We start from the raw sequence: 1703 nt of genomic DNA, 5'->3' as shown, positions 1-1703 counted from the left end.
GTCCGGGGGAGGGAACCCTTTTTTGAAAAAAAGGGTTCCCTCCCCCGGCGGCCTTCGCTTCCCCCAACTCCTAAGGAATTATCACCAATCCCGCGCCGGTGGGCGTGAAGTCGCCTTGGAAATGTTCGCGCAGATAGTCCAGCCCGGCCTGACCCGTGCAGTGGCCGGCGTAGAGCCGCGTCACGCCGAAACGTTTCAGGGTTTCGACGGTTTCGGCCATGGCGGACTCGGGTGCGCCGATCAGGTGCAGACCGCCGACAACCGTTTGAAAACGCTCGATGCCGCACTTGTCCCTCGCCGCTTCCAGACTATTGGCCAGACCCGCATGGCAGCAGCCCAGAAGCGCCAGCCTGCCCCCGGGCGCGTCGATGACCAGGAAGGCGTCGTCGGGCACGCGGTCCGGCACATGGCCGGCGGTGTCGCGAAAGAGGTTGGCCGTGGCCGTGAAGTTGCCCGGTCGGCGGGGGATGTCGGTGATGCAGGTAAGCCCCGGAGCGAGGGTATGGGCTTCCCGAAGGGGAACGAATCCGGGTAGGCCGTTCGGCAGCCGGCCGTCGTCCATGCCGGCGGAGCGGTAGGTGGTGGCGTCGCGGCGGCTGTAGCGTTGTTGCCAGACGTCCGGATGGCCGTAGACCGGGCCGGCGTATCCCGCGTCGAGCAAGGTCGCCAACCCGCCGCTGTGGTCGTAGTGCCCGTGGCTTAGGGCGATGGCCCGGGCGGAGGTGGGGTCGATGCCGCAGGCGGCGGCGTTTTGCGCCACAAGGCCGGTCTGACCGGTATCCCACAGGAGACAGCCGGCCTCACCCGCGTCGATCCACACCGACCAGCCGTGCTCGGCCCCAAGGCGTGGATCGCTCGAGACGTTGTCCACCAGAACGCGCAGGGACCGAACAGCCATGACCGTGCTCCCTAGGCCACTGTCGCGAGCGTGGCCAGCAAGTCCTTGGCCGCCGCCGCATCCGGGGTCGGGGGAAGCCGCTTGAGGATGCCGAGTCCCTCGCCGGCTTCGTGGAAATCCGCTTCGGACAGGCCGGAGACCACAGCCGTGAAAATCAGGGCGTTTTGCTGCATGAGCCTCGCCACCAGCGTGAAGGGTTCGAGGTCGGGCAGGTTTTCGTCGACCACGCACAGAACGGGGCGGCCCGCGGCTGCGGATTCCAACGCGGTGGCCGCGTCCGGGGCGATAGTGACATGAGCGCCGCCGGCGGCCAGGGCGGCGGTGAAATCGGTGAGCACCCGGGGACGGGCGGTGACAAGCAGAATTTCCATAAACAAGGTCTCCCTTACGCCTTGCCGCAACACGAGCCGGGGCCGGCGCAACCGGCATGGCCGGGATGCGAACCGCAACAGCCATGGTCCGAGGGACCCGGCAGGCCGGTCGTCGCCTTGCCCGTCAGCGAACTCGTGGCGGAAAGCAGTTTTTGCGCCGCGGCTCCACACTGGGGACAAATCGGCGCATCCTCGGCCCGGGGCCGGATCACTTCGCCGCTATACCCGCACGCCGGGCAGGTAATGTCATAAATCGGCATGGTTATTCTCCTGTTATTGCCTCCGGCGGCCAGGGGGAACCTTTTTTGAAAAAAAGGTTCCCCCTGGACCCCCTTCAAAAAACTTTCACGGGCTTCGCGTGGTGCGCGTGGACCCTCTCGGTATCCCTTTTCCCCGGCTGGCGCATTCATTGGCGGCACCGCCAATGAATGCGC

The 1703-nt window shown here is 66.3% G+C and carries 3 protein-coding genes; all 3 read right to left on the bottom strand.

Annotated features, from left to right (window positions below; translation table 11 throughout):
- Positions 1-70: 70 nt before the first annotated feature.
- The 3 genes from ACMZ6R_RS20445 to ACMZ6R_RS20435 are packed head-to-tail and all read right to left on the bottom strand — an operon-like array spanning position 71 to position 1529.
- Positions 71-898: an MBL fold metallo-hydrolase gene (locus tag ACMZ6R_RS20445; RefSeq protein ID WP_416114801.1), complete on the bottom strand. Its 828-nt coding sequence runs from the start codon at positions 896-898 to the stop codon at positions 71-73.
- Between the two features lie 11 nt (positions 899-909).
- On the bottom strand, positions 910-1269 hold the full coding sequence (locus ACMZ6R_RS20440; protein WP_416114800.1) for a hypothetical protein: 360 nt from the start codon (positions 1267-1269) through the stop codon (positions 910-912).
- Positions 1270-1283: 14 nt separating this feature from the next.
- Entirely contained in the window at positions 1284-1529 is a 246-nt protein-coding gene (locus tag ACMZ6R_RS20435) for an FmdB family zinc ribbon protein (RefSeq protein WP_416114799.1), read from the bottom strand.
- Positions 1530-1703: the final 174 nt, after the last annotated feature.

This window comes from Solidesulfovibrio sp. C21 (genome assembly GCF_047785625.1).
Taxonomy (GTDB): domain Bacteria; phylum Desulfobacterota; class Desulfovibrionia; order Desulfovibrionales; family Desulfovibrionaceae; genus Solidesulfovibrio.
This window is presented reverse-complemented; position numbering and strand designations above follow the sequence as displayed.

Bases quoted from the DNA above. Each gene is read 5' to 3' on its own strand.
- ACMZ6R_RS20445 (WP_416114801.1), bottom strand. From the start codon at position 898: ATGGCTGTTCGGTCCCTGCGCGTTCTGGTGGACAACGTCTCGAGCGAT.
- ACMZ6R_RS20440 (WP_416114800.1), bottom strand. From the start codon at position 1,269: ATGGAAATTCTGCTTGTCACCGCCCGTCCCCGGGTGCTCACCGATTTC.
- ACMZ6R_RS20435 (WP_416114799.1), bottom strand. From the start codon at position 1,529: ATGCCGATTTATGACATTACCTGCCCGGCGTGCGGGTATAGCGGCGAA.